At 71.8% G+C, this 23,314-nt stretch carries 21 protein-coding genes, 1 tRNA gene and 1 pseudogene; 13 read left to right on the forward strand and 10 right to left on the reverse strand.

What is annotated here, in order from left to right; genetic code table 11:
* The first annotated feature begins 174 nt into the window (after window positions 1–174).
* Both JYK18_RS11195 and JYK18_RS11200 read left to right on the forward strand, forming a co-directional pair.
* A tRNA-Gly gene (locus tag JYK18_RS11195) sits at window positions 175–250 on the forward strand.
* Window positions 251–908: 658 nt separating this feature from the next.
* Window positions 909–1,502 carry a lytic polysaccharide monooxygenase gene (locus JYK18_RS11200; RefSeq protein ID WP_206802030.1) on the forward strand — a complete coding sequence of 198 codons (594 nt, stop codon included), beginning with the start codon at window positions 909–911 and terminating at the stop codon, window positions 1,500–1,502.
* A 63-nt stretch (window positions 1,503–1,565) separates the two neighbouring features.
* On the opposite strand, the gene JYK18_RS11205 is transcribed toward JYK18_RS11200, so the two are convergent.
* From JYK18_RS11205 to JYK18_RS11220, 4 genes are all read right to left on the reverse strand, one after another.
* Window positions 1,566–1,976 carry an Imm7 family immunity protein gene (locus JYK18_RS11205; RefSeq protein WP_206802031.1) on the reverse strand — a complete coding sequence of 137 codons (411 nt, stop codon included), beginning with the start codon at window positions 1,974–1,976 and terminating at the stop codon, window positions 1,566–1,568.
* Window positions 1,977–2,045: 69 nt separating this feature from the next.
* The gene (locus tag JYK18_RS11210) at window positions 2,046–2,606 is read right to left on the reverse strand and encodes a PIN domain-containing protein (protein ID WP_206802032.1); all 561 of its coding nucleotides are present in this window, start codon (window positions 2,604–2,606) and stop codon (window positions 2,046–2,048) included.
* A complete protein-coding gene (locus tag JYK18_RS47500) occupies window positions 2,603–3,067 on the reverse strand; it encodes an excisionase family DNA-binding protein (protein ID WP_206802033.1) in 465 nt (154 codons plus the stop codon). Before JYK18_RS47500 ends, JYK18_RS11210 begins: the two co-directional genes overlap by 4 nt.
* Before the next feature lie 54 nt (window positions 3,068–3,121).
* On the reverse strand, window positions 3,122–3,718 hold the full coding sequence (locus JYK18_RS11220) for a hypothetical protein (RefSeq protein ID WP_242579057.1): 597 nt from the start codon (window positions 3,716–3,718) through the stop codon (window positions 3,122–3,124).
* Window positions 3,719–3,954: 236 nt separating this feature from the next.
* On the opposite strand from JYK18_RS11220, the gene JYK18_RS11225 reads away from it, so the two are divergent.
* Complete coding sequence (locus tag JYK18_RS11225; RefSeq protein WP_206802035.1) at window positions 3,955–5,325, forward strand: M28 family peptidase; 1,371 nt, start codon at window positions 3,955–3,957, stop codon at window positions 5,323–5,325.
* A 4-nt stretch (window positions 5,326–5,329) separates the two neighbouring features.
* On the opposite strand, the gene msrA is transcribed toward JYK18_RS11225, so the two are convergent.
* Entirely contained in the window at window positions 5,330–5,944 is a 615-nt protein-coding gene (gene msrA / locus JYK18_RS11230) for a peptide-methionine (S)-S-oxide reductase MsrA (RefSeq protein ID WP_206802036.1), read from the reverse strand.
* A gap of 64 nt (window positions 5,945–6,008) precedes the next feature.
* Here msrA and JYK18_RS11235 point away from each other — a divergent pair, with 64 nt between their 5' ends.
* The 4 genes from JYK18_RS11235 to JYK18_RS11250 are packed head-to-tail and all read left to right on the forward strand — an operon-like array spanning window position 6,009 to window position 9,932.
* Entirely contained in the window at window positions 6,009–6,656 is a 648-nt protein-coding gene (locus JYK18_RS11235; RefSeq protein WP_206802037.1) for a hypothetical protein, read from the forward strand.
* On the forward strand, window positions 6,653–7,540 hold the full coding sequence (locus tag JYK18_RS11240; RefSeq protein WP_206802038.1) for a hypothetical protein: 888 nt from the start codon (window positions 6,653–6,655) through the stop codon (window positions 7,538–7,540). The genes JYK18_RS11235 and JYK18_RS11240 overlap by 4 nt, the downstream gene beginning before the upstream one ends.
* Window positions 7,537–8,670, forward strand: a complete 1,134-nt coding sequence (locus tag JYK18_RS11245; protein WP_206802039.1) for an acyltransferase — start codon at window positions 7,537–7,539, stop codon at window positions 8,668–8,670. Before JYK18_RS11240 ends, JYK18_RS11245 begins: the two co-directional genes overlap by 4 nt.
* Before the next feature lie 53 nt (window positions 8,671–8,723).
* Window positions 8,724–9,932, forward strand: a complete 1,209-nt coding sequence (locus tag JYK18_RS11250) for a hypothetical protein (RefSeq protein ID WP_206802040.1) — start codon at window positions 8,724–8,726, stop codon at window positions 9,930–9,932.
* Here JYK18_RS11250 and JYK18_RS11255 read toward each other — a convergent pair whose 3' ends face one another.
* The gene (locus JYK18_RS11255) at window positions 9,933–11,585 is read right to left on the reverse strand and encodes a hypothetical protein (RefSeq protein WP_206802041.1); all 1,653 of its coding nucleotides are present in this window, start codon (window positions 11,583–11,585) and stop codon (window positions 9,933–9,935) included.
* Window positions 11,586–11,790: 205 nt separating this feature from the next.
* Here JYK18_RS11255 and JYK18_RS11260 point away from each other — a divergent pair, with 205 nt between their 5' ends.
* The 6 genes from JYK18_RS11260 to JYK18_RS11285 are packed head-to-tail and all read left to right on the forward strand — an operon-like array spanning window position 11,791 to window position 19,399.
* The gene (locus JYK18_RS11260) at window positions 11,791–13,185 is read left to right on the forward strand and encodes a flagellar basal body-associated protein FliL (RefSeq protein WP_206802042.1); all 1,395 of its coding nucleotides are present in this window, start codon (window positions 11,791–11,793) and stop codon (window positions 13,183–13,185) included.
* A complete protein-coding gene (locus tag JYK18_RS11265) occupies window positions 13,186–14,706 on the forward strand; it encodes a class I SAM-dependent methyltransferase (RefSeq protein WP_206802043.1) in 1,521 nt (506 codons plus the stop codon).
* The gene (locus JYK18_RS11270; protein WP_206802044.1) at window positions 14,703–15,467 is read left to right on the forward strand and encodes a trans-aconitate 2-methyltransferase; all 765 of its coding nucleotides are present in this window, start codon (window positions 14,703–14,705) and stop codon (window positions 15,465–15,467) included. Before JYK18_RS11265 ends, JYK18_RS11270 begins: the two co-directional genes overlap by 4 nt.
* Window positions 15,464–17,071: a glycosyltransferase family 4 protein gene (locus tag JYK18_RS47975; protein WP_307795861.1), complete on the forward strand. Its 1,608-nt coding sequence runs from the start codon at window positions 15,464–15,466 to the stop codon at window positions 17,069–17,071. Before JYK18_RS11270 ends, JYK18_RS47975 begins: the two co-directional genes overlap by 4 nt.
* Window positions 17,064–17,633 carry a hypothetical protein gene (locus JYK18_RS11280; RefSeq protein ID WP_206802046.1) on the forward strand — a complete coding sequence of 190 codons (570 nt, stop codon included), beginning with the start codon at window positions 17,064–17,066 and terminating at the stop codon, window positions 17,631–17,633. The genes JYK18_RS47975 and JYK18_RS11280 overlap by 8 nt, the downstream gene beginning before the upstream one ends.
* A complete protein-coding gene (locus JYK18_RS11285) occupies window positions 17,633–19,399 on the forward strand; it encodes a glycosyltransferase family A protein (protein ID WP_206802047.1) in 1,767 nt (588 codons plus the stop codon). The genes JYK18_RS11280 and JYK18_RS11285 overlap by 1 nt, the downstream gene beginning before the upstream one ends.
* Window positions 19,400–19,706: 307 nt before the next feature.
* Here the strand turns inward: JYK18_RS11285 and JYK18_RS11290 are convergent, their stop codons facing one another.
* The 4 genes and pseudogenes from JYK18_RS11290 to JYK18_RS11305 all read right to left on the reverse strand — a co-directional run bounded on the left by JYK18_RS11290 (window position 19,707) and on the right by JYK18_RS11305 (window position 23,313).
* On the reverse strand, window positions 19,707–20,153 hold the full coding sequence (locus tag JYK18_RS11290) for a hypothetical protein (RefSeq protein WP_206802048.1): 447 nt from the start codon (window positions 20,151–20,153) through the stop codon (window positions 19,707–19,709).
* Between the two features lie 104 nt (window positions 20,154–20,257).
* Window positions 20,258–21,467: pseudogene (locus JYK18_RS11295) on the reverse strand (SulP family inorganic anion transporter).
* Window positions 21,468–21,502: 35 nt separating this feature from the next.
* A complete protein-coding gene (locus tag JYK18_RS11300; protein ID WP_206802049.1) occupies window positions 21,503–22,171 on the reverse strand; it encodes a response regulator transcription factor in 669 nt (222 codons plus the stop codon).
* Window positions 22,168–23,313, reverse strand: coding sequence for a sensor histidine kinase (locus JYK18_RS11305; protein WP_206802050.1), 1,146 nt, complete (start codon window positions 23,311–23,313; stop codon window positions 22,168–22,170). The genes JYK18_RS11300 and JYK18_RS11305 overlap by 4 nt, the downstream gene beginning before the upstream one ends.
* Window position 23,314: the final 1 nt, after the last annotated feature.

Below are 23,314 nucleotides of genomic sequence, written 5' to 3' on the forward strand. Positions count from 1 at the left end.
TAACCCGTTCGGTTGAATGTGGACACCATACGGAGCGAACTCGTGGCCGTCACCCCTCGTGCGCCAAGGGTAACCAAAGAGCCACAGTCCGGGTGGGTAAAAGTGCCCCCTCGTGGGTCGCCGGTCCCGGGCCGTTGTATAGTTTGCACCGCACCGGCGGAGATCGCCGGGTAAGCGGATGTAGCGCAGCTGGTAGCGCATCACCTTGCCAAGGTGAGGGTCGCGGGTTCGAGTCCCGTCATCCGCTCCACACTCTTCGTGTTGCGTGTTCGGTGGGGCTTCGCCCCACCTTCCCCGGTTGGCGTGTGTCGCCTTTTTGTGGGGGCCTAGCCCCCACACCCCAGCCGGGGGGATCCCCCGGACCCCCATCGTGGTGGTTGGGTTTGCGCCTCGGGTTCCCCATCGTGGTGGTTGGGTTTGCATCTCGGTCTCCACCTCTGTGGCTGGGTTTTTGCCTCGCCCCCACCGCGGTAAGTGGGTTTGCGCCTCGGTCCCCATCTCAGTGGCTGGGTTTCGCCTTGCCCCCCACCGTGGTGATTGGGTTCGCACCTCGGTCCCCCACCGTGCCGCTTGGGGTTGTGCTTCGGGTTTCTCTGTTGCGGTGCCTGGGGTTGCCTTCGCCGTGGGCTTGACGTTGTGAGCGTTGGGAATTCACCTGGATGTTGTGGGAGTGGTGTGGTAGTGACGGGATGGTGGGTTGATCACTGGTTGTGGCGAATGTCGGGTTTTTCCTGTGGGGGTGCGGCCGATTGGGCGCGGGGTGAGCGGGCGGGGGTCACTGGTGGTGCGGATGGATGGCTTGGTCTAGTCCAATTGTGTTGTGGTCTAGACCATGGTGACAGTGGTCACCTAGACTCGGTGGACCCAGCTCCCCCGTTTTCGCTTCGCTTATCCACCAAGGAGTAAGCATGGCCAAGAAAATCCTGGGCAGAATCGCCGCGATCGCGGCCGGCGCCATCGCCCTGCCGGTGGTGCTCGCCGGCGTGGCGCAGGGCCACGGCTACACCACCAACGCCCCGAGTCGCGCGCTCCACTGCAAGACCGGGGCGGTCACCAACTGCGGCCCGATCCAGTGGGAACCGCAGAGCGTCGAGGGGCCGAAGGGCTTCCCGGCCGCCGGTCCCGCCAACGGCAAGATCTGCGCCGGCGGGCTCGGGCAGTTCGCCCAGCTCGACGACCCGCGCGGCGGCAGCTGGCCGGCCAAGCAGGTGAGCAGCGGGTCGAACCTGACCTTCAGCTGGACCCTCACCGCGGCGCACGCCACCACGTCGTTCCGCTACTTCATCACCAAGAACGGCTGGAACCCGAGCGCGCCGCTGACCCGCGACCAGCTGGAGAGCCAGCCGTTCTACTCGGTGCCGTTCGGTGGCCAGCGGCCCGGCTGGACCGTCACGCACACCGGCAAGCTGCCCGCCAAGTCCGGCAGGCACCTGATCCTCGCCGTGTGGGACATCGCCGACACCGGCAACGCGTTCTACCAGTGCGCGGACGTGCAGTTCTGAGTTGATCCCCGACTCCGGGGCGGATCGGCCTGCCTCCCTGCTGCGGCCGGTCCGTCCCGGGTTTCAGAATTCGGCGTAGGCGTCCTCGTCGACCACGGTCGGCACGACCGGCGAGAGGAACGGGTCGGCGCACTCGGTGACCTGGCCGCGCACCATCCGGTACACGCGGAACTCGTTGCCGTGCGCGAAGTCCTCGTCGTCGTGGACGTGCAGCAGCCCGTACGAGGCCGGCGCCAACTCCCCGACGCGGATGAACAGGTGCAGCAGTGAGGCGCCCACCGTGCTCGGGCGCTTCAGCACCCCGCCGAGGTGCAGCACCGGCACGCCGTTGGCGTAGCGCAGGTCGACCAGCTGCGCGTTGCCGAACTCCCGCACCACGCGGCCCACGCGTTCGACCGCACGTTCCAGCAGCCCGTCCGGTTCGTCGCCGTCCGCACTGACCTGGATCGTCACCCACCCGTGGTATTCGAACATGTCAAGAGCCTAATTCCAGCGGCTACGCGGGCTCTTTGAAGGGTCGTGGTCGGGGAGTTCACCCCCAGATCACGAATTCGCCCGGCTGAGTTCTGCCACCGACCTGGTGAGGCCGTCGCGAGCCAACCGGTGCAACACGTCCGCCGCGGTGCCCGGGGGTCGGCGCCAGGCATCGGCGAGCCGCTGCACGCAACCCCAGACGACGTGGGCGTTGACCCCGATCAGGTCCAGCACCAGATCGTCCGCGCTCTTCGGCTCGATGTCCCAGGCGGCCAGCACGTCCGCCGGGAAGTCGCGGAGATTGCCGGTGACCAGCACCTGTGCTCGCGCCTTGATCGCGGCGGCGAGCACGTGCCGGTCGTCGGGATCGGGCAGTTCGATCGCCGGGATCAACGGCTCGTAGCCGACGACCAGGCAATCGCGCACCGCGGTGATCATCAGCTTGCGGGTCCGGTCGAGCTGGGCGGGGTCGAGATCCGGCCGGTTCTCGGCGAGGTTGCCGAAGACCTCGTCAAGGATCCGGTCGGACCACTTGGCCTGCACCAGACCCGACTGGGCCAGCCGGATCAGCAGATCGCGCAGCGTGCTCGGGTACAGCACGCAGGCGTCGTAGAGAACGACGAAGCTCACCCAGGCTGGTCCATTTCCTGGGTGAGCACCGCCAGTTCATCAGCGGCCTCCCGGCGGCGGCGATCGTCGTCCCGGAGGTAGTCGAGCAACGAATCCGCGCGGACCCGTCGATGCTTGCCGACCAGCCGGAACTCGATCTCGCCCGCGTCGAGCAGGCCGATCAGGTACGGACGCGAAACGTTGAGCAACTCGGCCGCCTGCTGAGTGGTCAGTTCGGCGTGCGCGGGCACCACCGAGACCCCGTGCCCGGCCGCCATGTGCGCCAGGATCGTGGCGAACAGTTCGACCGCGGCCCGCGGCACGACCAGTTCTCCGCCGTCCTCCTCGTCGACCCGCACCCGGACGGTGTCCGGCCCGTCCGGGTGCTTCGCCAGATAGGCCTTCACCTGCTCCAATGCCGCGTCGGCGGTGGTGATCTCCTGTTCTCCGGGATGCGTTGAAGCCAAGCTCGCGAGACTCATGATCACACCTCCTATTCGAATTATCCGCAACAAACGAAGCAGACGCAACCACGCCTACGCGACCGGCTCCCAGAGGGTGAGGAAGGCGGCGGCTTCACTCCGGATCCAGTGGTCCAGCCGGTCCCGGTCGCGGCGGCCCAGGGTGTACGCCTTCGCGCGGCGCACGTCCAGGACCAGGGGGTCGCCGCCGTGGGGCAGGAGGTCTTTCATCCTCAGCTCCATCAGGCGCAGCGCCAGGTGCGCCGCGTCCCTGGTCAGCGGCTCCTCCTTGAAGTACAGGTGCACCGCGTGGTCCTGCCCCGCCTTGGTGCGGAGGCCGAACTGCGGGGTGATCCCCACCTCCAGCGCGCCACACCGCCAGCGGGCGCGGCCGACGTTCAGCACCGCCGGTTTCCGCCGCCCCAGGTAACGCAGCCAGCCGTCGGCCACCGCCCGGTAGTGCGGCGCCGAGCGCGGCGTGGCGTTCGCGACCAGGATGTCCATCGCGGCGGCGTCCATGTCCGCCTCCCGGCCGGTGCGGATCGCCGCCGCCGCGCGCCGGTAGAAGTCGAAGCCCGAGGGCTCCGGGTTGTCGTACATCCGCCGTTGCCGCCGCACCAGCGTGGCGCGCTTGGCGCCCGCACTGCTGCTGCAACTGACGAAGGTGGGCAAGGTTACATAGGCCACAGCGCCCTCCAGCTCTCCCGCGCGACTGCCTCAAGTATAGAACACATGTTCGAAAAATGCCCCTCTATCTGGGGATTTACCGCGTTCGAACACGCCTCACCCACGCCCGGGGCAACCGGGCGCCGCCGGGCATGCCGACGTTCGGCGGTTGTCCGGATTTCGCCCGGTTTCATAAGGTTCGGCCAACGCTGGGGAAACATCCGACCGTTTGGGGGCCGCTGATGGCTGGGATTCGACGTCGCGACGTGATGACGGGCGCGGTCGCGCTCGCCGGTGCCGCGGCCATCGGGCTGAACCCCGCGACCGCCGCGGCGGCGGGCAGGCAGCGCCCGGGCGCCGCGGCCAAGCCGGACCTGGCCTTCGGCGACTACCCGGTGGTGGCCAGGGTCCGGGCGCAGCGCGCGCTCGAACACCTCAAGGTGCTCAGCGACCAGATCGGCCCGCGCATCGCGGGCACCGCCGGCGAGCTGAAGGCCCGCGACCACATCGCCAGCACGCTGTGGAAACTGCGGTACCAGGTGACCGTGCAGCCGTTCCCGGTCGCGGACAAGTTCCTCGGCCGGATCCGGGTCGGCGACGAGACCTGGCAGACCGGTTCGTCCCCGCAGGGCGCGCAGAACGCCACCTTCTCCGGTGAGGTGGTCGACGTCGGCAGCGGGGCGGCGGACAGCTTCCCCGCCGACGTCACCGGCAAGATCGTCTTCTACGCGGGCGTCACCAACAACGCCACCGCCTACCAGCTCGCCGCCGAGCGCGGGGCCGCCGCGGTGCTGATCGGGCGGCTGAGCGCGACCGCCGACCGCAAGCTGTCGGCCTTCTCCCCGACCATCCCGACCCCGGTGACCATCCCGGTGCTCGGGCTGGCCCAGGTGCAGGCGGAGAAGCTGCGCGCCAGGCTGAAGTCCGGCAGCACCTCGCTCGAGCTGTCATCGGACCACTACACGAACCTGACCTCGTACAACGTGATCGCCGAGCGCCCGGCCACGGTGCCCAGCGCGGACCAGGGCGTGGTCATGATCTCCGCGCACTACGACAGCGTGCCCGGCTCCCCCGGCGCGAACGACGACGGCAGCGGCACCGTGCTGTGCCTCGAACTCGCCCGCGTGCTGCGCTACCTGCCCACGCGCAAGGCGGTGCGCTTCGCGCTGTGGGGTTCGGAGGAGTACGGGCTGATCGGCAGCCGGTACTACGTCAACAACCTGCCCGACGCCGAGGCGAAGCGGATCGCCGGCTGCTTCCAGAACGACATGGTCGCCACCAGCTACGACCCGGCGACGGTGTACTGGCTGCTCTCGGTCGACGGGGCCGACAACGCGGTGACCCAGGCCGTCGGCGCGGCCGCGGAACGCCTCGGCTACGACCCGCGCGTGCAGGGCCCGGTGGCCCGCGGCTCCAGCGACCACGTGCCGTTCTTCGAGCGGGGCATCGCCTCGGGCAACTTCAGCTGGCGCGGGGAATCCGGCCCGGCCGCGCTGGAGCCGACCTACCACACCCCGGAGGACACCATCGCCGACAACGTCAGCCTGGAGCGGCTGCAGGTGTCGCTCGAACTCATCGGCGCCGCCGCCTACGACCTGCTCCGGCGGGAGTGAACGGTCAGCTCTGGGCGCCGAGGCCGACCGGGCAGGAAACGCCCGTGCCGCCAAGGCCGCAGTAGCCGTTCGGGACCTTGTGCAGGTATTGCTGGTGGTAGTCCTCGGCGTAGTAGAACTCGCCCAGCGGCGCGACTTCGGTGGTGATCGCGCCGTGGCCGGCCGCGGTCAGGGCGGGCTGGAACGTCGCGCGCGAAGCTTCGATCTCCGCGCGCTGCGCGTCGTCGGCGTAGTACGCCGCCGAGCGGTACTGCGTGCCGACGTCGTTGCCCTGGCGCATGCCCTGCGTCGGGTCGTGGCCCTCCCAGAACACCTTCAGCAGCTGCGCGTACGAGACCTCGGCCGGGTCGAACACCACCAGCACCACCTCGGTGTGCCCGGTCAGGCCGCTGCACACCTCTTCGTACGTCGGGTTCGGGGTCTCGCCGCCGGCGTAGCCGACCGCGGTCGAGTACACGCCCGGCGTCTGCCAAAACAGGCGCTCGGCGCCCCAGAAACAGCCGAGGCCGAACACCGCCGTGCGCAGGCCCGACGGGAACGGCGGCTGGGTCCGGCGGTCGGTGAACACCGCGTGGAATTCGGGGGTGACCAGGGGTTCGGTGCGGCCGGGAAGCGACATGGGACCACTGTACGCACCCCGGTCGAGCCACTCCCGGAGCTGATCACGCACCATGAGAGCCACCATGGGTAACCGGGGAGGCAAACGCAGCGTGGTCGTCACGGCCGCGCTCCTCGTCGTTCTCGCGATCCCGCCGACGGCCGCGTGGCTGGCGTGGGGCAGCGGCGCGAACCCCGACCGCGAGGTCCAGCCGACCGAACTGGCCGACCCCGAACCCCGCCGCCCCGGCCCGCCGCCGCTGCCGCTGGTCACCCCGCCCGGCGACCTGTTGATCGACCGCGCGAGCCGGCTCTCCTCGCTGGTCTCCTACCAGCTGTTCAGCCAGGAGGAACTCGACGAGCTGGTGGCCACCGGGGTGGCCGTGGCGCACCTGCGGATGACCCGCGAGAACGGGGTGAACCTCCTGCTCAGCCGGTTCACCGCGCGCGACGACGCCGAGCCGGAGGTGACCAAGGAGGCGCTCGACGGCATCTACGCCGCGGGTGGGCACCAGCGCGTCGAACCGGCGCCGGCCGGGGTGACCGTCCGCCGGTTCACCGAAGCACCCGACGCCCCGACCGTCTCGTACCACGCGCACTACGTCCGCGGCCGGGACGTGCTGCGCATCGACGCCAGCGGTGAGGGCGGACTGGTCGGCGAGAAGATCGACCAGGCCTTCGGCGCGCTGCTCGGTGAACAGACCGAGGCCTTCCCCGCCGGGGAGCCGCGATGAGGACCCCGGTGATCCTGCTGTCCGCGAGCGCGGCCGTGCTCACCGCGTACGGCTACCTCTTCGGCCAGTGGGCTGACCTCCACGACCAGCGCTTCGGCCTCCTCGACGTGACCAGGGAGTGGATCGCCCGCCCGCTCGGGCTCGGTGAGGACTTCGGGCCGCTCGGGCTGATGCTCCTGCTGGTCGCCGCCGGGTACGCGGCGGCGGCCGGGCGCGCGCCCGGTGAGCTGTACCCGCTGGCCGCGCTCGTGGTCGTCGCCCACCTGCTGCCGCCGACCGCCGGGCTGGTGCCGCTGGGCTGGGTGGCGGTGCTCGCGCTCGTGGGCTTCCTGCTGGCCAGGGGGACCGCGCTGCTGCCGGCCCGGTTCCGCTGGACCGGCCAGCTGGCGCAACTCGTGCTCGCGCTGAACGCCGTGGCGCTCACCGACTTCGTGCCCGACCTGCCCGCCGCGGCCGCCTTCTTCCCGTTGTTCGTGGTCGGCCAGCTGCTGCACACCAATCGCGCCGGGCTGCTGCCCGCGTGGGCCTGCGGCCTGCTGATCGCCGCCGCGCTGGCGGTGGTTTCGATCGCCGACCGGGTGGTGCCCGAGCTGGACGGCTGGTGGTACCCGCTGGCCGCGACCTACGCCGTGCTGCTCGGCGCGGTCGCCTTCCTGCTGGCCGGGCCCACCGCGGACCGGATCGCGGCGAACCCGGTGGTCGGCTGGCTCGCCGACCGGGTGTGGTGGCTCATCCCGCTCTACGCCGCCGTCGGCCACCCGCTGGCCGAACTGCTCCCCCACCCGGCCGGGATCCTGCTGGCCGTCGCCGGCGTCGGACTGCTCGCCGAGTGCGGCCACCGCGGTGCCCGGCTGCTCGTCCAGCGCACCAAGGAGGCGGTGTGACCCAGACCGCCGAACGACCGGCGCCGGCCGAGGCGCCCGCCCGCGGCTCGCACTACATGCACGGGCTCGACGTGCTGCGCGTGATCTGCTCGGTCGCGGTGCTCTACAACCACGTCGCGGGCTGGGCGAAGATGCGCGGGGCCGGCGATTTCTGGATCGCGGACCTGATCGAGGGCGGCGTGGTCGACTCGCTGCACCTCAACGAACTGCTCGGCTTCGTCGGCGTCGGCACGTTCCTGGTGATCAGCGGTGTGGTGGTGACGCACGTCAGCACCCGCGAGACGCCGGGGCAGTTCCTCGCGCGGCGGGCGGTCCGGCTGTTCCCCGCGCTGTGGGTGGCGATCCTGCTGGCCTGGGTGCTGGCGCTGACCGGCGCGCTCGGCGTGAACCACCCGCCGGACTTCGGCGACCTGCTGCTCAACCTCGGCCTGCTCAACTACAGCTTCGCGGACGCGTCCACGCTGCTCGCGGTCACCTGGACGCTGACCGTGCAGGTGGTCTTCTACCTGCTCGCGGCGGCGACCATCCCGCTGCTGAAGCGGTGGCCGTGGCTGCCGCCCGCGATCGCGGCGGCACTGGTTTCGGTGCTGATCTCGTTCACCAACAACCCCACCGAGGGCGGTCCGGCGAGCCTGCGCATCATTGCCTCGTTCCTGCCGGTGCTGTTCCTCGGGCAGCTGGTGATGCTGGTGCGCGGCAAGCGGCTCGCCCCGCTGCCCGCGATCGCGCTCGGCCTGGTGCACCTGTGGCTGGCCGCCCGCGCGGCGGCCACCTGGAGCGGCACCCCGGACGGCCCGGCCTACGTCCGCACGCTGGTGCTGATCCTGCTCCTCCTGCTGTTGTGCACCAGGGCGAACGGCCGGATCGCGCGCTCGCGGGTGATCAAGGTGCTGGCCGACCGCACCTACGCGGTCTACCTGCTGCACTTCGCGGTGGTGCTGGGCACGCTGAACCTGCTCGCCGATCCGCTGGGCTTCTGGCCCGCGCTCGGCATCGGCCTTACTGTGCTCGCCATCACAACGGAACTGCTGCACCGGTTCGTCGAGCGCCCCCTGGCGCGGGGTTTCCGCCGCTGGGAGGCCCGGCGGGCCGAGCGCAAGCGAGAAATCACCCGATCCAGCGACCGGTAACCTGCCGATAGGGCACACTGGTCCCGCTGAACAGACCGACCATGGAGCATGCGATGGGCTGGCAGGAAGAGCTGCGGCTGCTCGACGCCAAGCTGGCCGACGGCAGCCTGACACCGGCCCAGCACCGCAAGATGCGCGACGAGCTGCTGGCCGCGGCTTCGGGCGGGGGCTCGACGTCCCCGGTGGCCGCGCCGCGGCGCGAGTCGACCGATCCGGCGATGCAGGAGACCACCGTGCTGCCCCGGATCCCGGTGGCCGGTCAGCCGATGCCGGCCGGCCAGGCCAAACCGCCGCCGCACGCGGTGGCCGGTGGGCGGCCCGCGCCGAAGGTGGTGGAGAGCAGGCCGACCCTGCCGCTGGGCAACCAGGAACCGAAGCAGCCGCCGAACGCGGCGGCGCTGCTGGCCGGCGACCGGCCGACCACCGCGCCGAGCCCGGCCGACCAGCGGGCCACCGAGGCGATGGCCGTGCCACCGCGTGGCCTGGCCCGCGGGCGCAGCGTGCTCTCCCCGGTCGCGGCCCACCAGCCGACCCGGCCCTACGCCACCGAGGCGCAGCGCAGCTGGACCACGCCGCCGCCGTCCTACGAGTACGACCAGGACGACCACGCCCCGCGCCGCAGCGGCCCGACCTGGCTGTTCCTCGCGGTGGGCGTGCTGCTCGCCGGTGGTCTGCTGGCCGGTGGCGTGTGGTTGCTGTCGAAGGACGAGCCCGCGAGCAACGCCGCGGCCCCGCCGCCGCCGTCGGCCCCCGCGCAGTCGAGCGAACTGCCCCCGCCGCCCGCGGACCTGCCGCTGGAGCAGCGCCTGCCCGAACTGCCGGGCACGCAGAACGCGAACAACTCGACGATGGCGATCGACAAGGGCACCGAGCTGAAGCTGTACGCGCCGGAAACGGCGAACATGTTCAAGCAGAACGGCGCCAGCGAGGTGGTCTACCGCTCCAGCTCCGACGGCACCGACGGCTACCTGGTGATGGTGGTGCCCGCCGGTTCGCCGGAGGGCGCCAAGAACATCGCCGACCAGTTGCGCAAGGCCGCGTCGGAAACCGGGTTCACCCAGCTCAACCTCGGCCTGCCGCCGGGGAAGAGCGCGCTGGCCGGCTCCAACACGGTCGGCCGGATGAACGCGACCTGGTACACCTCGGAGAACCTGGCCGTCGCGGTCTGGGTCTCGCAGGGCTTCGACAAGCAGCAGTTCGCGCTGGGCGAGCGGCTCAAGGGCACGCTGGCCAAGGTCGAGACCGCGCTGCCGCCGAGCTGATCAGGGGGTCTGCCCCGGCCGCAGCCGGTCCCCGCACGAACCGCGCGGGTCGGCCCGGCGGTCGTGGTTGACCCGGTTGGTGACCACGGCGGCGTAGTCGCGGACTTCCTGGAGCTTCGCCATCGACGGCACGGCGTCCTTGCGCACCCAGTCGCCCTTGGGGCCGCCCTCGAAGAGCGGGTAGTAGTCGCGGTCGAGGCGGGCGTCCTCGGTGATGCCGCTGATCTGCGACCACGGTTCGTGCGAGTGCACGAAGGTCGGCTTCACCTCGTCGAACACGTAGTCCCGCAGCCGGTCGTGCCGCCCGGACCCGGCGAGGTCGGCGATGCGCGCGTGGGTCAGGCCGACCAGGTCGACCACGCGCAGCCTGCTGGTCAGCGCCGTTCCGCCGACGTCGGGCACGAGCAGCGTGCCAGACCCGGGCGGGACCCCGAGCACGTCGGCGTACCCGTTGAACACGCGGCCGTAGCGGTCGGCGACCAGGCACACCGGCACGATCGGTGCCTCGACGTGCTTCTCGGTCGACTCGGCGAAGGCGGCGACCGTGGGCAACGCGGCCAGCACCACCACCCCGATCACCGCCAGCCGCCGCAACCCGCGCACGAACGCCACCGCCTCGGCGAGGACGAAGACCAGGAGCAGCGCGGCGATCGGCCAGAACGGCGTGGCGAACCGGAGTTCCCCGCCGGGTTCCGGGCCGAGCACGCAGAACACCACCGCCGCCAGCCCGAGGAACAACAGCAGCACGCTCAGCGCGTCCCGCCGCCCGGACCCCTTGGCCAGCAGCACGCCGATCCCGGCCGCCAGCACCAGCGAAAGCCACGCCCCGGCATACGCCAGCAGGTCGCCGGCGAGCGCGAAGGTGTCCAGTCCCGGGAAGTCCTGCCCCTTCGCGACCGCGGTGTTCGGCACCAGCCGGTCGAACGTCAGGTACCGCCAGAGCAGGTAACCGCCGTACGGCACGGCGAACACCAGCACCGAGACCGCCCCCGCGCCCAGCGCGTTCGGCAGCCGGTACCGGCGCGCGAACAACTGCAGCGCCAGCGGGTACGCGATGACGTACAGCGCGCCGTCCGGCCGGGTCAGCGCGGCGAGCGCGGCGAGCAGCCCGGCCCCCACCACGACCGAGGTGCGGGAGAGGTCGTTGCCCGGCAACGCGCGCAGGATGATCGCCGCCAGCCAGCTGACCGCCAGTGCGTAGAGCGAGTTCTCCAGTCCGGACACCACCCACATCACATAGGACGGGATGAGCGCGAGCACCGCGCCGGCGCCGAAGGTGAGCAGTGCGGGCCGCTTGGTGAACCCCTTCGCCGCGTGGTGCAGCGCGGCAAGCACACCCGCGGTGGCGAGCAACCCGAGCAGTTTCGGGTAGAGCACGTAGTCCGGGATGCCGAACCAGACGCCGGTGTCGAAGAGGCCGAGCAGTTTGCCGAGAACGTGCAGGAGCAGCCAGGCCGGATTGGAGAAGCCTTCGACGGCGTCCCCGCCGGGCTGCAGCACCGGGCCCGCCCCGTCGGCGATGTTCCTGGCGTAGGCGAAGGTGATCGCCGCGTCGTCGATGAGCCAGTCGCCGTAGAGCAGACCGTGCGCGGCGACCAGGAGGGTGCCGCCTCCGACCGCGGCCCAGCAACTCCACCCACCGAAAACGGTCAAGTCGCGGTCCTCCCCCTTCCGGCCCGAATACACTCGCTTATCACTTGCCGAACGCTCGGCATTACGCGCTGGTTGTCACCCGAAGGAAGTCCGGCCCGATCCGAGGGCCGGTCACCCGGGCGTGCACAATGGCGCAGGTCACCGCACCAGTAGTCGCAGGCGGCCGTTACCAAGATCCGGACCGCCGGAAGAGAGGGGCCAGAGGGTGTCCTGGCAGGAGGAGCTCCGCAAGCTGGACGAGGAACTCGCCTCGGGCCGGCTTTCCGCCGATGACTACCGGGTACGCCGGGATCAGGTGCTCTCCTCGGCGGTCTCGCCGGGTGAGAACCCGGCCTCCGGTGGGTTCGCGCAGCCGCAGGCGCCGCAGCAGCAGCCGATGTTCCAGCCGCAGCAGCAGCAACCGCCCCAGCAACCGCAGCAGCCCCAGCCGGGCGGCGCGGACGCCACGCAGGTGGTGGCACCGGTGAGCCCGCCGCACGGCACGCCCATGGGCACGGGCCAGCCGAACGCGGCCGAGGCCACCCAGATCGTGCCGAGCGCCGATCCGGGCGCCGACCGCACGCAGGCCGTGCCGCGCTGGCAGACCCAGGCCCCGCCGCAACCGAACTACCAGCAGCCGGGCTACCAGCAACCGCAGCAGCCGCAGCCGAACTCGCCCGCCGGTGGGTTCGCGCAGCCCGGGTACCAGCAGCCGGGACCGCATTCGGGCGGCTTCGCCCAGCAGCACCCGCAGCAGCAGCAACCGCAGCCGGGCTGGAACCAGCCCGACGGCGACCTCAGCCCGCCTTGGGGCGGCTCGGAATTCCCGCCGCTCTCGCCGGCGTCGAGTTCGGAGTGGACCCGCCAGGGCCCGGAACTGTTCGAGGAGTCCAGCGGGAAGGGCAAGGGCGGCAAGGTCGCCCTGCTCGCGCTGGTCGCCCTGCTGGTGGTCGGTGGCCTGGTGACCGGCGGCATCCTGCTGTTCTCCGGCGACGAGGAGCCGGTGACCCCGCCGGTGGCGCAGTCCACCGCGCCGCCGCCCGGCCCGCCGAGCCCGGCCCCGCCGACCAAGAGCTCGCCGAAGCCGGTGGACAAGAACGCGCCGCTGATCGAGCGCATCCCGCTGCCCCCGGGCACCGCGGACAGCGGCAGCGGCAAGCTCGAACTGGCCCAGCTCGGCGAGAAGTCCATCATGGACGGTGAGATGGTGTCCGCGCTGAACAGCAACGGCGCCACCGAGGCCGCCTGGCGCGGTTCGGTCAAGGGTTCGGACGCGAGCAGCCCCTACCCGGACAAGTTCTCCATCACCGCGGTCCGGCTGCCGGACGCGGAGAAGGCGCAGGCCTCGCTCGCCGCGATCACCGGCCGGATGGACGACCTCAGCTACATCTCGGTGAAGGACCCGCTGGAGAACATCCCGTCGGACGTCCAGTTCTACAAGGACGTCAACGAGAAGAAGGCCGCCTACTACGGCGTCTGGGTTTCCGACGACGTGGTGATCCAGGTGCACGTCTCGCTGGACCCGCTGCCCTCGCCGGCCAACGACGCGGAGGCCGCGATGAGCGGGAGCTGGCAGCGCCAGGTCATCGCCACCCTCGGCAACTTCCCGGTGTCCGGCTAAGTGGTTGCCCGGCTCACCACGGCGCTGGCCGGCGCGATCGTGGCCGGCGCCGGGGACCGGTCGGCGCTGAGCGACGAGCTGCACTTCGCCGCCGAAGCGCCGGCGGAACGCGTGCACCTGGACCGCGGCCGCGCGAACCTGGTGCGCGCACTGGACCTGCCTGCCCGCGCCAAGGTGCTGCACCTGGGCGCGGGCAGTGGTTCGCTGACCCGCTACCTGGCCGAGTCGGTGTCCGAAGTGGACGCCGTCGAGCCGGACGCCGCACTGGCGAAGATCATCGAGGACCGCACCGCCGGGTTGACCGGGGTGCGGGTCCTGTCCGCGATGCCCGACGGCCACTACGACGTCGTGGTCGCGGTCGGCGTGCTGGAAACGTTGCTGGAACTCGGTGAGCGCACGGCTTTCCTGCGTGCTGCCCGCGACCGGCTGGCTCCCGGCGGCACGCTGTGCCTGGCCGTGGAGAACCAGTTCGGCGTGCGAAACCTCGCCGGCGCACCGGATCGGCACACCGGCCGCCGCTGGGACGCGGTCGAGGGGCACCCGTTCGGCGGGCCCACCCGGCTGATCGCCCGGCGCCCGCTGGGAAAGCTGCTGGGCGAAGCCGGTTTCGGCACCGCGCGCGTACTCGGCTGCTTCCCCGATTTCCGGTTCACCCGCGTGGTTTTCGACCGCGAACTGCTCGCCGCGCACCCGCGGCTGGCGATCGAACTACCCCGCCTGCCCAGTCCCGACGAGGGCGTCGACGCCCCGCGCCCGGTCGACGAGGCGAAGGTGTGGGCGCAGCTGGTCGAAGCCGGCCAGGCCGAGGACGCCGCGAACGCCTTCCTCGTGCTGGCCACGGTTTCCGGCGCCTCCCCGCTGTGGCCCGAAGGCAGGCTGGCGAAGTACTTCAACACCGATCGCGCGGCCCGGTGGTGCACCGGCGCGGAGGTGACCCGGCACGAGGTCCGGCGCGAACCGCTGCTCGCGCCAACCGGCGACGGCCCGGTGTCGGTGCAGGCGTGGACCGACCCGATCCACGACGGCCCGACCATGGTCGGCGTGCTCGCCGAACAGCCTTGGCTGGCCGAGGAACTGCTGACCGCCTGGCGTGGTCTGGTCCACGAGCACGCGGCCGCGCTCGGCCCGGCGCTGTGGGACCTGCTGCCGCACAACATCGTGGTCACCGGCGACGGCGCGCTGTGGCCGATCGACCTGGAATGGCGGTTCGCCGAGGCGGACCCGGCCACCGTGGTGGCGCGCGGCCTGCTGCTCACCGCCGAACGGCTCGCCGGGCTGGCGTGGCCGGGCGCCGGCCCGTCGAGCACGGTGCGCGACCTGGCCGCGTGGCTGGGCGCACTGCTCGGCGTGACGCCGGACTACGTCGAGGAAGCGGTCGACCGGGAGGCCCGGTTCCAGGCGATCGGGGTGCACGGGGGCACGCCGACCGAACACACGGAGAGCACAATACGGGCGGCTTGGCGCGGACGGCTCGCCGAAGCCGTGGCCGTGCGGGACGAACTACCAGGGGTGGATGGATGAGCGAAACGCTGGACGAGACCGTCGCGCGCGTGATGGCGGGCGTGAACACCACGATCGCCGACGGCGACAGCATGTTCGCCGGCAGCACCGAGCACTACTTCAGCGTGTCGAAGGACGCGCTGCGCGCGGTGCTCGCCGCGCTGCAGGTCACCGGGCGGCCGGAACCCAAGCGGCTGCTGGACTTCGGCTGCGGCTACGGCCGGGTGCTGCGCTCGCTGCGCGCCGCCTTCCCGTCGACCGAGCTGATCGCGTGCGACATGGATCCGACCGCATTGGCCAGCTGCGCCGAGGCGTTCGGCGCGCGAGCGATCACCGGCGCCCCGGACCCCGACCACATCGAGCAGGTCACCGACGTGGACCTGATCTGGTGCGGTTCGGTGTTCACCCATCTCGACGCCCCGCAGTGGGGTCCGCTGCTGCGCTACTTCTCGCGCGCGCTGGCCCCCGGCGGCGTCGCGGTGGTCACCACGCACGGCCGCCGGATGGCGCTGCGCGCCGAGGCCGGCCACAACTACGGCCTGGACGCGCGTGCCACCGATCGCGTGCTCGCCGCGTACAAGGCCTGCGGGTTCGGCTACAACGACTACGTCGGCTACGACGGTTACGGCATCTCGCTCAGCTCGCCCGGTTGGGCGGTGCAGCGCGCGCTGGAGGCACCCGACCTGCGCCTCGCCGGGTACGACGAGGCCGCGTGGGACCGCCACCAGGACGTGATGGTGCTGGTCAAGGACGCCAACGCGACGCTGAAGGCGGACCTGTGAGCGACGGTCCCAGAGTCCACTTCGAACTCGACCACCCGCCCGCCGAGTTCGTGGTGCCGGGCGACGTCCTGCCGGTCAGCGGCTGGGCGCTGCTGGACGGGTTCGCGCCGAGCTTCGCCGAGGTGCTGGTCGACGGCGCGGCACCGGTCAGCGCGCGCATCCGCATCCCGCGTGCCGACGTGGCCGCCGGGTTCCCGAACTACGGCGAGGCAGGCACCTGCGGGTTCGAGGCCCGCGTGGCGCTGGACCTGCCGCCCGGCGCCGAGCACCGGGTGTCGCTGCGGGTCCGGCTGCGCCACCACGAAGCCGGTGAGTGGACCTCCCCCGCGCGCTACTGCACGGTCCGCAATCCCGCGCGTGACACCGACGACGAGCAGCTCGCGGCCGCGCTGCGCACGCGCTCGGGCAGCCTGCTGACCCAGGTGCGCGCCGAGGCCGATCCGCGCCACGTGCTGGTCTTCTCGCACGGGCTGCACCTCGGCGGCGGTCAGCTGTGGTTGCAGGAACTGCTGAACGGGCTGGTCAAGCAGCACGGCTGGCGGGTCACCGTGGTCACCCCGGTGGACGGGCCGCTGCGGCAGGACTGCGCCGATCTCGGCATCGACGTGCACCTGACCCGGCCGTACCAGGTGGACACCGTCGCCGCGTACGAAGGCCACGTCGCCGAGCTGGCCCTCATCGCGAAGACCTCCGGCGCGAGCGTCGCGCTGGTCAACACGATCACCGCGTTCCCCGGGGTTGACGCGGCCCAGCGCGCCGGGCTGCCGGTGACCTGGGCGGTGCACGAGAGCTTCCCGCTGGGCACGTTCGCCTACGAGACCTGGCGGGCGGGGATGAACCCGACCGTGCGGGCGCGCTGGGAGCAGTTGTTCGCCGAGGCGGACCAGCTCACCTTCGTCGCCGACGCGACCAGGGAGATGTACGAGCGGTACAGCCCGGCCCACCGCGGCCGGACCATTCGCTACGGCTCGCCGATGGTGCGCTTCGACGGGCGGACCAGCGGCCGGGTGCGGCACGAGGCACGCGAGCGGCTCGGCCTGCCGCCGGACGCGCTGGTGGTGCTGAACGTCGGGATCATGGAGCCGCGCAAGGGCCAGGCCGGGCTGATCGCGGCGATGGACCGCGTCCGGCGGCGGCACCCCGAGGTGCTGCTGACCGTGGTCGGGTACCACGACTCGCAGTACGGGCTGGCCACCGCGGAGCTGGTGCGCCGGATGGGCCTCGGTGACTGGGTGAACCTGGTCGAGGTGCAGCGCGACCCGGTGCCGTGGTTCCAGGCGGCGGACCTCTTCGTGAACAGTTCCGATCTGGAGTCGCTGCCGCGGTCGATCCTGGAGGCGGTGTGCGTCGGGCTGCCGGTGGTGGCCAGCGACGTGTTCGGCGCGCGGGAGATCGTCGCCGACGGCCGCACCGGCTGGCTGTTCGAACCGAACGACGTGGACGCGCTGGCCGTCGCCCTGCTGCGGGCGCTGGAAACCCCGGCGCGGGAGCGGGCGGAGATCGCCGCGGCGGCCTTCGCCGAACTGTCCGGCTGGCTCGATCCGGCGGGTTATGCCGCCGAATACTCGCAGGTGCTGGAATGCTTGGGGACCAATGATGACTGACCGTGAATTCAGCACGTTGCCCGGACCGGTGCGCGCCGAGCTGACCCGGCTGCGGGCCGAGCGCGAGGTGTACACCGCCGAACGCGACCGCCTGCGCGGCGAGCTGGCCGAGGCCGAGGCGAAGCTCGCCGAGGTCACCGCGGAGCGCGACGAGCTGGCCGAGACCCTGAACGGCGAACGGTCCGAGGAGCACCTCGCCTCGCTCACCCGCCGTGCCGACGAGGCGGAGGCCGAGGCACGCGAGCAGACCGCGGAAGCCGAGGCCCAGCGCCAGGAGACCATCGCCGCCAGGGCCGAGCGGGACACCCTGCGCGCGGAACTGGCGGCTACCCGCGGTGAGCGCGACCGGCTGCGCCTGACCCTGCTCGACGCCGAGCTGAGCCTGGCCGGGCAGCCGATGCCGGTCCGCCGCGCGCCGGGTGGCCCGGAGTCCGACGAGCGCGCCGCCCAGCTGGCCGCCGAGGTCGCCGAGTTGTCGAACGAGCTGGAAGCGACCAGATCCACGATCAGCTGGCGCGTCACCGCGCCGCTGCGAGCCGTGCGGAAGCGGACCGCGCGCTGATGGTGGACCTGTGCTTCGTGTCGGGGATCGGCGGCTCGGTCTTCATCGACGAACTGCTCGACGTGGTCGCCGACGCCGTCCAGCGCGCCGGTGGCCGCGTGCGGACCGCTGCGGGCCGGTTCCCGGAACCCCGCGCGGACACCGTGTACGTGACCGTGCCGCACGAGTACTTCATCCTCACCCCGGAACACCTCCAGCCGACGCCGGAGCAGCTGGCCCGCACGATCGGGTTCTGCGTGGAGCACCCCGGCACGCTGTCGTTCGAGCGGACCGCGAAGTACCTGCCGAAGCTGGCGTGCGGGGTGGACATCAACCTCGACTCCACCGAGGAGCTGCGGCGGCAGGGCAACCGCGTCGAGCACTTCCAGCTCGGCTACACCCCGCTGTGGGACCGCTGGGGCGGTGACCCGGACAGCCCGCGCGAGGTGGACGTCACCTACCTGGGCACCGAGGAGCGGCGGCGGTCGCGGCTGATCGCGTCGTACTGGCGGGACCTGGAGGGCCTGCGCTCGCGGTTGCTGGTGCCACCGCACGAGATGATGGGCCCGGCGCGGGTCGACTTCCTGCCGGGCTCGGCGAAGCACGAGCACCTGGCGAACTCGCGGATGCTGATCAACCTGCACCGCGGCACCACGGTCGCGCTGGAGTGGGTGCGGGTGCTCGAAGCGCTGTGCAACGGGTGCGTGGTGCTGACCGAGCCGTCGGCGGACCTGGACCCGCTGGTGCCGGGTGAGCACCTGGTGGTCGCGCGGCCGGAGGCGCTGGGCGCCGCGGCGGCGGCGCTGGCCACGCAGCCGTCGCGCGAGCGGGACCTGCGGCTCGCGGGATACGACTTCGTGCGGAACAAGCTGGACCTGCCGGGGTCCGCGCAGATGTTGATGGACCTGGCCGCCGGGCTGGTCACGGGCTCGTCGGAACTGGTCGAGACGCCGCTGACCCGGCTCGCGGTCGGGTCGCGCTCGGCGGCGGAGTCGCTGTCGGTGGAGACCCCGGCGTGGGACGTCCGGTTCGCGCCGGGGCCGCACGGGCCGTCCGGGGAGTCGGACCCCTCGGCGTGCGCGATGGCGGTCGACCGGATCCGGTACGCGCGCCGGGCCGCCACGCGGCAGTGGATCTCGGGCACGCCGGTCTTCGCGGACGCCTCGCGGGCGCCGGTCGACGTGCTGCTGGTGCGGCGGCCCGGTGAGCCGGACCCGGTGGAACTGGCCGGTGACCTGCTCAACGGCACGGTGCTGCCGCGCCGGGTCCTGGTCGGCGAGGACGGTGCGCTGACCAGTTCGGCGGCGCGGCCGTTCGACGTGCTGGAGCAGGAGTTCGCGCTCGGGCGCGGGTACACGCGGAACGCGCTGCTGGAGCGGTCGGACGCGCCTTGGCTGCTGGTGGTGGACGCCGGTCTGCGTGCTTCGCCGGTGCTGCTGGAACGGCTACTCGAAGCGGGGACGGACGTGGCGCACTGCCTGATCGGCGATCCGGTCGAGGGCCTGGTTGCCGCGCTGCCCGCCGAGGCCCGCCGCCTCCGGCGGCTGCCGTACCTGGGGTGCGGGTACCTGGTGCACCGCTCGGTGGTGGACACCCTCGGCGGGTGGACCGAGGACCCGCTGTTCGACGAGCTGGAGGACCACGTGTTCTGGCGCGGCGTGGTCGACGGGGGGCACCGGAGCACGCTGGTGCAGCAGGTCCTGCTGCGCCGGATGCGCCCGGATCCCGCCCCGCGCCCGGTCGACCTCGACCCGCACCGCGTGTGGGCGGCTGTTCAGGCTGGTTAGGCCGCCGGGTCGGCCGATCGGGTGAGGTCGGCCGACGCGCGGAACGCATCCCACTCCCGTGCGCCTCTCTGAAGGAGCATCCGAGGGAGAAGGGAGGCGGCCATGTGGGTGGAGATCACCGTCGTCGCCGTGCTCGGGGTGGTGTTCCTGGTGCGCCTGGCAATGCAACTCCGACGAGACTGAAGCCGGGTCGCGGCTGGTCAGGCGCCCGCGGGCCGCGGTGCCGGTCGGGCCGCAGCCGGTGTCGGTCGGGCGGCGCAGGCCAGGTCTCGGCCGGTGCCGGTCGGGGCGTGGCGTGGCGGTGCGGTCAGGCGGCGGCGGTGGCGGTCAGTGCGTCCCGGTACCAGTCGGGCATGTGGGCCTCGTCGCGCGGGAAGCGGTGTTGCTCGACCTCGACGTCCTGGGAGCCGAGCGGCTCGCGGAAGGCGGGCTCGACGCCATCGTTGTACTGCATGGTGAAGTGCTCCGGCCCGTCCAGCACGTAGCGCGCGGCGAACCAGGTGCCCTCACCCTCGCGGTACATCCCACCCCGCAGGTCCTGGAAGCGGTGCCACGCCTCGACCGGCGGCTCCCACACCTCGGTCTCGCCGTTCCCCCCGGTCAGCCCGGTCCGGACATCGATGTGCGTGCCGACCTGGCGGTATTCGATCTCCAGCCGCTGCCAGTCGGCGGGGAGCGCGGCGAGCACGGTGCTCGTCAGCTCCTCGATCTTCTCGCCCTGCTGGTCACTGTCGAGCGTCGGCCATGCGGCCATGGATCCGGTCCCCTCATGATCGAACTACTGTCCGAAGTGACCATATCGCTCCATTGGCGTAACCGCAGCGTTTTCAACGTGAGCTTTGTGACTTTGGGTGAGATTCAGCCGGATGCGGAAAATTCGCCGCTCAGGCGCTTGTGCAGGACGCCGCTCGGCTCGTTCAGGCCCAGGATGGTGACCGTTTTGCCCCGGCTCGCGTACTTCCTCGTGACCGCGTCGAGCGCCGCGACCGAGGAGGCGTCCCAGATGTGCGCGCCGGACAGGTCGATCACCACCCGGTCCGGGTCGCCGGCGTAGTCGAACCGCTGCACCAGCTCGTTGCTGGAGGCGAAGAACAGCTCGCCGGTCACCGCGTAGACCACCTCCCCGCCGTCCGGATCGGTGACCGCGGTGACCTCGACCAGCCGCGCCACCCGGCGCGCGAAGATCACCATCGCCAGGATCGAGCCGACCACCACGGCGACGGTCGCCACCATCACCGAGGTCTCGCCGAGCGGCATCCGCCGCAGCGTGCCCGGCGCGATGCTGTGCCAGTCGAAGGTGCCCACCGACACCAGCACCATCACCGCCACCAGCGCGGCCATCGGGATGTCCGAAACCAGCGGCCCGAACACGATGCACAGCACCATCAGGAAGGCCCCGGCGAGAAAGGTGGACAACCGCGTCCGCGCACCGTTCTTCACGTTGATCATGGTCTGGCCGATCATCGCGCAACCGCCCATGCCGCCGAAGAAACCGGTGACCACGTTCGCGATGCCCTGCCCGACGGCCTCGCGGGTCTTGCCGGACCGCGTGTCGGTCAGCTCGTCGACCAGCTTCGCGGTCATCAGCGACTCCATCAGCCCGACCAGCGCCAGCGCGAACGCGTACGGCGCGATCAGCCCGAGCGTGCCCCAGGTGAACGGCACCTCCGGCACCCCGGGCACCGGCAGTGATGACGGCAGTTCGCCCCGGTCGCCGACGGTCGGCACGGCGATGCCCGCGCCGATGGTCAACGCGGTCAGCGCGACGATCGAGACCAGCGGCGCGGGCACCGCCTTGGTGAGCTTGGGTCGGCCAGTTCGGGCAGCTGGGCCAGGAAGATCAGGACCGCCAGCGAGTTGACGAAGCCGACCATCACGCTGCGCGGCACGAAGCGCACTCGAAGCCGTGCTCCCGCGAGATCGGCGCGATCACCAGTGCCACCGCCCCGGTCGCGGCGGAGATCATCGCCGGGCGGCCGCCGGCGATCGCGATCACCACGGCCATGGTGAACGAGGCGAACAGGCTGACGCTCGGATCGACGCCGGCGATGATCGAGAACGAGATCAGGTGACGCGGCGGTGGGGGTCACCGAACGCTACCCGTCACGCCCCGCGCGGCTTCACCAAGCCCGACTCGTAGGCCAGCACCACCAGCTGCGCCCGGTCGCGCGCGGCGATCTTGGTCATGATCCGGCTGACGTGCGTGCGCGCGGTGGCGGTGGAGATCACCAGGTGCTCGGCGATCTCGTCGTTGGACAGCCCGCCCGCGACCAGCGCCAGCACCTCGCGCTCCCGGTCGGTGATCTCGCGGATCGCGCCGGTGTCCACCCGGCGGTGCTCAGGCCGCCCGACGAACTCGGCGATCAGCCGCCGGGTCACCGTCGGCGCCAGCAGCGCCTCCCCCGACGCGATCACCCGCAGGGCCCGCAGCAGTTCCACCGGCTCGGTGTCCTTGAGCAGGAACCCGCTGGCCCCGGACCGCAGCGCCTCGTAGACGTACTCGTCCACGTCGAAGGTGGTCAGCACGAGCACCTTGACCCCGTCCAGCTCGGGGTTCACGGTGATCCGCCGGGTGGCCTCCAGCCCGTCCGTGCCGGGCATGCGGATGTCCATCACCACGATGTCCGGCCGCTCCCGGACCGCCAGCTCGACCGCCTCGGCCCCGTTCCCCGCCTCCCCGCAGACCTCGAACCCGTCCTCGGTCTCCAGCAGCACGCGGAACCCGGCCCGCACCAGCGCCTGGTCGTCGGCCAGCACCACCCGGATGGTCATTCGCCGTCCCTCCCGTCCACCGGCAAGCGCAGCCGGACCTCGAACCCGCCGTCCACCGGACCCGCGTCCACGCTGCCGCCGAGCGCGTCGGCCCGCTCGCGCATCCCGCGCAGCCCGTTGCCGATCCTGGGCGGGGTCGCGCCCATGCCGTTGTCGCGCACCCGCAGCTCCAGCCGCCCGCCGGAGCGGCCGAAGTGAACGTCCACAGTGGACGGCTGGTTGGCGTGCCGGACCACGTTGGTCAGCGACTCCTGCAGGACGCGGTACGCGGCGCCGTCGATCGGCGCGGGCAGCTCGCCCGGCTGGCCGTGCACCCGCACGGCGAGCCCGGCGGTCCGCGCGTGCTCCAGGAGTTCGTCCATCTGCGCCAGCCCGGCGACCGGCCCGCGGTCCTGCCCCGACCGCAGCACGGCCAGCGTGGCCCGCAGGTCGACCAGCGCCGAGGCACTGGCCTCCTTGATGTTGAGCAGTGCTTCCTTCGCCTGCTCCGGCCGCCGGTCGGCGACGTGCACGGCGACCCCGGCCTGCACGTTGATCATGGCCAGGCTGTGCGCGACCACGTCGTGCACCTCGCGCGCCACCCGCAGCCGTTCCTGCTCGGCCAGCCGCTGCTCGTGCTCGCGGGCCTGGTCCCGCGCGGCGCGGGTGGCCTCCCGGCGCGCCCGGACCGCGGCGCCGATGCCGACCATCGCCAGCGCGGCCGCGGCCAGCGCCCCGGACGCGGGCGAGGGCACCGCGTTGCCGCTGGACACCACGTACGCCGCGTACATCACCACCAGCAGCGAGCCGCCGGCGATCGCGCCGGCCAGCGCACCGCGGACGATCGTCAGCACGAGCAGCGAGAACGCCGAGGCCACGCTCACCGGCCCGCCGGGGTAGTCCGACCAGTAGTAGGTCATCGCCAGCACGGAACTGAGCGCGAAGACCACGATCGGGAACCGGCGCGCGACCACCAGCGGCAGCACCGCGGCCGCCAGCCAGGCGTAGCCCAGCGGGTCGAGCGGGCGGAACGGTTCGGCGACCGGGTCCCATTGGTTCTGCCAGCGCGACGCGGCGCTGGTGACGCCCAGCACAAAGATCAGCAGCAGCCCGGTCAGGACCAGATCGGCCCAGCCCGGTACCCGCCTTCGACTCCCCGTCACC

Origin of the sequence: Amycolatopsis sp. 195334CR, from assembly GCF_017309385.1 — a bacterium.
GTDB lineage: Bacteria > Actinomycetota > Actinomycetes > Mycobacteriales > Pseudonocardiaceae > Amycolatopsis.